This window comes from Rhodospirillales bacterium (assembly GCA_016710335.1).
Classification (GTDB): domain Bacteria; phylum Pseudomonadota; class Alphaproteobacteria; order Rhodospirillales; family Defluviicoccaceae; genus JADJXQ01.
Genome location: JADJXQ010000025.1, coordinates 138,013 through 144,154 on the forward strand (window position 1 = coordinate 138,013; position 6,142 = coordinate 144,154).

At 66.0% G+C, this 6,142-nt stretch carries 3 protein-coding genes and 2 pseudogenes; all 5 read left to right on the top strand.

The features are described from left to right. The first annotated feature begins 326 nt into the window (after positions 1-326). The 5 genes and pseudogenes from IPM60_17650 to IPM60_17670 all read left to right on the top strand — a co-directional run bounded on the left by IPM60_17650 (position 327) and on the right by IPM60_17670 (position 6,122). A pseudogene (locus tag IPM60_17650) lies at positions 327-1,644 on the top strand (ammonium transporter). 500 nt (positions 1,645-2,144) lie between these two features. Beyond that, a complete protein-coding gene (locus IPM60_17655) occupies positions 2,145-2,291 on the top strand; it encodes a hypothetical protein (protein ID MBK8909617.1) in 147 nt (48 codons plus the stop codon). A gap of 704 nt (positions 2,292-2,995) precedes the next feature. Then, positions 2,996-4,500: pseudogene (locus IPM60_17660) on the top strand (DNA translocase FtsK). Positions 4,501-4,609: 109 nt separating this feature from the next. Further along, a complete protein-coding gene (locus tag IPM60_17665; protein MBK8909618.1) occupies positions 4,610-5,080 on the top strand; it encodes a hypothetical protein in 471 nt (156 codons plus the stop codon). Between the two features lie 766 nt (positions 5,081-5,846). Further along, positions 5,847-6,122 (top strand): hypothetical protein, encoded by a 276-nt coding sequence (locus IPM60_17670; protein ID MBK8909619.1) that lies wholly within the window; start codon positions 5,847-5,849, stop codon positions 6,120-6,122. The last annotated feature ends 20 nt before the right edge of the window (positions 6,123-6,142 follow it).

The following is a 6,142-nucleotide window of genomic DNA, read 5'->3' on the forward strand; positions in this document are numbered from 1 at the left end:
CCGCATCAAGAACGTCCAAGACAAATGCGTTGCCGCGTCTTGGCGTCACACGGCCGTTGCTCGGAAACGTCATCACTCGCGCCAACTCTGATTAATTTCTGGGCAGATCCAATCGCGCGCGCACACCGCTCGTTCATCCTGCCGGGAGGATCCCTCCAGCATTTTCAGCTCCTCACCCCGCCTCTTTGGGCTCCGGCACGGAAATTGAGGAGGAGGTCTGTCTGCGCCTCCGGGGCGGCGACGGCGGTCGCCTCTAAAACCGGGTACGGCTCGGCGCGGCCGAGAAGGACACGAACGACAAGGATATGGAACGAGGAGATCTGATGATGATCGGCACACTTATCAAGATAGGAAGGTGGTTCGGCCTCGTGGGCCTGGCGGCGATGATAATGTCTCACATGGGTTTTGCGCTCGCCCAGGACAACGGCAACCTATCTCGACTCTGGCGATACGGCGTGGATGCTGACCTCGACCGCCCCTGGTCCTGTTGATGACCATCCCCGGCTTGGCGCTGTTCTACGGTGGCATGGTGCGCCGCAAGAACATGCCCGCGACCGTCATGCAGAGCTTCGCGGTCTGCTGCCTGATGACCGTGTTGTGGATGGTCGCCGGCTGATCCATCGCGTTTGGAGACAGGCGCTCAATGGATCTTGCATGGGCGGCTTCGGCACCACCTGTTCCTGGTCGGATTGGCGCCCGATGCGCTCCAGGGGCACCATTCCCGAATCCCTGTTCATGACCTTTCGATGACGTTCGCGCATCATCACCCCCGCACTGATCACCGGCGCGTTCGCCGATCGCATGAAGTTTTCCGCCATGCTGTGGGTCCTCGGCCTTGTGGATGCTGATCGTCTATGCGCCGGTCTGCCACTGGGTGTGGGGCGGCGTGGTTCCCTAGCCGAAAAAGGGGTCCTTCCCGACTTGCCGGCGGCACAGTCGTCCACATCAACGCCGGCATCGCCGATCTCGTCGCCGCCATCGTGCTCGGCAAGCGACACGGCTACGGCGTGGACAACATGGCCACCACAACCTCACCCTCAGCCTGATCGCAGTCGCCGCTGCTGGGTCGGCTAGTTCCCGGCTTCAACGCTTGGATCTACGGTCACGCCAATGCGTCGGCAAGCATGGCGATGACGGTGACCCAGATCCCTCCACCGCGGCGGCGGCTGCTCGCGTGGATGTTCACTGAGTGGCTCCTGCCGAAGCCGAGCGCTTGAGCGGCATCGTCTCAGGTGCGGTCGGCGGTTTGGTCGCCATCACCCCGGCATCCGGTTGTCGGCCGACGGGCGCCTTGGCCATCGGCATCATCGCCGGCGTCTCTTGCTACTGGGGCGCGGTGTGGCTGAAGACGACGCTCGGCTACGACGACTCCTCGACGTGTTCGGCGTCCACGGCATCGGCGGCATCGTAGGCGCGGTGCTCAACGGCGTGTTCGCGGTGGGAAGCCATTGGCGGCACCGCCAGCGCCATCGAGGGCAACGTCGGTCAGATCTGGACCCAGATCGTCGGCATCCCGCCACCATCGTCTACCGCGCGATCGTCGCGTTCATCCGCGCAAGGTCATCGACCGGTGATCGGCCTCCGCGTCGACAAGGCCAGATCACCGGCCTCGACCTCAGCCTCCACGGCGAGACCGTGCACTAAGCCCGCGATTCCTACCCGCCGGGGAGTAGGGTGGACCTGATGTCCGTCCATCAGTTGCATCCCTCGGCATCCTGGGCGAAAGGTCACCCTCGGCCCTTTTTCCGTCGCCGACGATCGCCCGCGGTTGTCGTTTCCGGCACGCGGCACCTTGTAGCACGGAGGTAGCGATAATTCTGCAACACTGTTCCCGCTTCGACACCGGGAGAGCTGCGCCGTGGATTTGCGTCAACGGCGCAGTTCCCTTGCAGACGCCTGATTTTCATGGGACAGATGCCGGGGCCTGATCCCAACATCCTGCATCAAGGCCGCTTGCTAACGTCGCAGAAATACCGCACTCTTGCGCCCACACACGGCTCGCTTGACGTTGATCGCCCCGACCTGCGTGCTTCCCGTGGCAGTGCGGGCATGGATGTCGCGAAGGCCCGCTTACTGACCGGCATGACCCTAATCACGGAGTGCGCTGTCGCGCTCGCCGCCTTTGATCAGCTACGACCCGGCAAATGATCCCGAACCACATCACCGACGCGGCCGCCCACAACCTGCTCGGCCGATTCGGCGCCGTTGCCTCCGACGCCATGGTGCAGGACGGGCCGGGGCGGTGGCATCCTCATTCCGGTGATCACGCCCGCTGTGGGGCTGGCGGTTGATGCACAAGCGGAGCGTCCCGCTGCTGCGGGCTGCGGCTTCCCGCGCTGGTGGCGGCAACGGCGTTGGTCGCTGCCGCCTGGTGGCGCTGCCAACGCCACATGCTCGCCGTTACACCGGTTAGCGGCGGCCTGATCGGCTTCCTGTTGCTGCAGGGCATCGCGCGGTTGGGGCAGGCGCTTTATCCGGCGCTGGCCGCGACCGGACTGGCACTAGGGTGCGGGATCGGCGGCGCGGTGCTTTTGTGGTCGTGGGCCCTCGTCCTCTCTCGCGAGGCGAGTGGCAGGCGCTGGCGCGGCTCTGACGGACGCCGTGCGCCGTGCCGCGTACTGGGCGGCAAGCCCGGAGAATATTGGCCAGCGCCCGCTCGCTTGTTTCGGCCCGATCGCTCTGGCTCGCGCATCGCCAGCCGGCCTTCGCGGCGCCGCCGCGACCGAGCCTGGTCGAGATCCCGCCGACGCGCTGGCGCCCTCTTCGACAAGGGCGGCGGCCCTGACCGCGATGACGAGGACCGGATCGCCCCAAGGCGCCAAAAATAAGCAGGGCGCAAGTCGGACGCTTCCGGCCGTCAGCCGCAATTCGCGTTCGATGCCGACCGTCCGCCGCCGCTCGATCTGCGGGGGCGCCGCCGCGCACCCGCGGCTCTCAGGGGATTAACCGCGACAGCCTCGACAGAACGCCCTGATGCTGTCCTCCGTGCTCGAGGATTTCCGGCGTTCGCGGCGAGATCGTGAAGGTGCGGCCCGGCCCGGTGGTGACGCTCTATGAGCTGGAGCCGGCGCCCGGCACCAAGTCGTCGCGGGTGATCGGGCTGGCCGACGACATCGCCCGCTCGATGAGCGCGGTCTCGGTGCGCGTCGCCGTGGTACCGGGGCGCAACGTCATCGGCATCGAGCTGCCCAACGTGCGCCGCGAGATGGTGCACCTGCGCGAGCTGCTGGGCGCGGAGGCTTTCGAAGGCCACACCGGGCAGCTCTTCTCGCGCTCGGCAAGGACATCGGCGGCGCGCCGGCGGTCGTCGACCTGCGAAGATGCCGCACCTGCTGATCGCCGGCACCACCGGCTCGGGCAAGTCGGTGGCCATCAACACCATGATCCTGTCGCTGCTCTACCGACTGCCGCCCGAGCAGTGCCGGTTCATCATGATCGACCCCAAGATGCTGGAGCTGTCGGTCTATGACGGCATCCCGCACCTGCTGGCGCCGGTGGTGACCGAGCCCGGCAAGGCGGTGGGCGCGCTGAAATGGGCCGTGCGCGAGATGGAGCGGCGCTATCGCGCCATGAGCCAGCTCGGCGTGCGCAACATCGCCGGCTACAACGCGCGCGTCGCCGAGACGGCAAAGCGGCGAGGCCGGGAAGCGCGGCGTCCAGACCGGCTTCGACCCCGAGACCGGCGAGCCCGTGTTCGAGGACCAGCCGTTCGACCTGAGGCCGCTGCCCTTCATCGTCGTCGTGGTCGACGAGATGGCGGACCTGATGCTGGTGGCCGGCAAGGAGATCGAGGCCGCGGTGCAGCGCCTGGCGCAGATGGCGCGCGCCGCCGGCATCCACCTCATCATGGCGACGCAGCGCCCCTCGGTCGACGTCATCACCGGCACCATCAAGGCCAACTTCCCGACCCGGATCAGCTTCCAGGTCACCTCGAAGATCGACAGCCGCACCATCCTCGGCGAGCAGGGCGCGGAACAGCTGCTCGGCCAGGGCGACATGCTCTACATGGCCGGCGGCGGACGCATCACCCGCCTGCACGGCCCGTTCGTCGCCGACCAGGAGGTCGAGAAGGTGGTCCGCCACCTGAAGGACCAGGGCGAGCCGCAATACCTGGAGGTGGGCATCGAGGACGAGGCCGGTCCCGGCGAGGCGGCGTTCGGCGACGACGGCGAGAGCGACCAGCTCTACGACCAGGCGGTTCAGCTCGTGTCGCGCGAGGGCAAGGCCTCGACCAGCTTCATCCAGCGCCACCTGCAGATCGGCTACAACCGCGCCGCCCGGCTGATCGAGCGGATGAGGCCAGGTCTGGTGAGTGCCGGAACGTCGGCGTGTAAAAGTGCGATGCTGGTCGGCGAGCGCGTGCCGTTTAACCTGCACAACCGCCGCTGCGCAAGGCGAAGCAAACCGATGATCATCGTTGCGAGGAGGCGGTTTGACGAGGTAATTCGGACGGCGACGCCGCATAAAGCTCTCCTGATTGTTCACGATCGCTGGTGCTAAACCGCCTCGCGATGACCATGAATGAGCATCACTCCCGAAGGGCTGACTCCATGCGCCTCACCGTGATCCAGACTCGCCATCGCCGTCGCCGGACTGATATGTCTCGTCGTTGCTGTTCCCGCTTGCTTCTCCATGCCGCCGTTACTTCGCGGGGCGCTGGCTGGGCGCCGAGGATCGCCATCAGATCGAGCGCCTCGAACGCTACTCTCACGGGCTCGGCACCTTGCAGTCGCGGTTCCTGCAGGTGTCCTCCAACGGGGAGTTGGTGAAGGTGACTTTTACCCGTGGCGGCCGGGGCGGCTTCCGGATCGATTACGACCCGCCCGTGCCGGACCGGATCATCGCCAACAACGGCCTCCCTGGTCTACTTCGACCGCGAGCTGGAGCAGGGTCAGCCACGTCCCGACCAACAGCACCCCCTGCCGGCATTTCTTACTTCTCGGCTGAAACAACCCTCTCTTTCGACGATCCGGAGTTGACCATCCCCGGCTTCGAGCACGACGACACGATGCTCCGGATCACCATCGCGGAGCGAGGACCTCGATGGCAGCGTCACGCTGGCGTTCAGCGACGATCTTGATCCGGGCCTCGCCGGAAGTGGTTTGTGGTCGATGCCCAGGGCGTCACGACCGAGGCCCGCTGCTGGACACCCGCTTCGACGTGCCGCTCAATCCGGAGCTGTTCGTCTTTCGGCAATCCGCGCCTTCTACAGGGACGATTTTTAGCAGCCGCACGTGCTGCGTCACGTTACTGGCATGGGGTGGCAGGACAATCGCGCAGACTGCTTGTGCCGTGGCCCGGAGGTGCATGTCGGACGCCATTTGCCCCGGCGAGTTGTTGGTCGACTTCGTTCCCACCGAGACCGGTTTCGACCTGGCTGAGGCGTTAACGTTTCGAAAGGCGGCAGGTGGCGCTCCGGCCTACGTGGTCGTCGGGCTGAAGCGGCTCGGGGTCACAGCAGCTTCATGGGGATGGTGGGGTCGACCCTGCCCGGCCATTTTCTCGCCCGGACGCTCGAGGTCAATGGCGTTTGATGATCGCGCCTCCCGATACACCCGTCATGCGCCGACGGCGCTCGCCTTCGTACCGCTTCGCGCCGACGGTGAACGGAATTCGTGTTCTTCGGTAACCCCAGCGCCGCGACGTTACTCGCCCTGATCGATGATCGATCTCGGCGCTATCGCCCGCGCCAAGCCTCCTCCATTTTCGCCCGATCGGCCTGCTGGCCGAGCCAGCCACACCGCTGTTTGCGGCGGATGGGCGCAGGAAGCCGGCGCGATGATCTCCTACGATCCAAACCTTCTGCGGGTCTCGTTCTTGGTCTGACGCGACCGCCGCACGCGACGGTGGCATTCGGGCCGGCCCCCCGCCAAGGCCGACATCGCCGAGATCAGCGAAGACGCGAACTGAGCTTTCTCACCGGCGTCAACGATCCTGCGCAGGTGAAGGACATCTGTGGAACGACCGCACCCAAGCTGATGGTCGTCACCAGCGGCCACGCCGGCTCCATCCACATTACCAGCGACTTCATGGGCCTCGTGCCAGCTTCCATGTCAAAGCGGTCGGATACCACCGGCGCCGGTGACGCGTTTACCGCCGGCCTCCTTGCCGGCCTGCTTTAGAACCGCGCGCCATGCGCGAC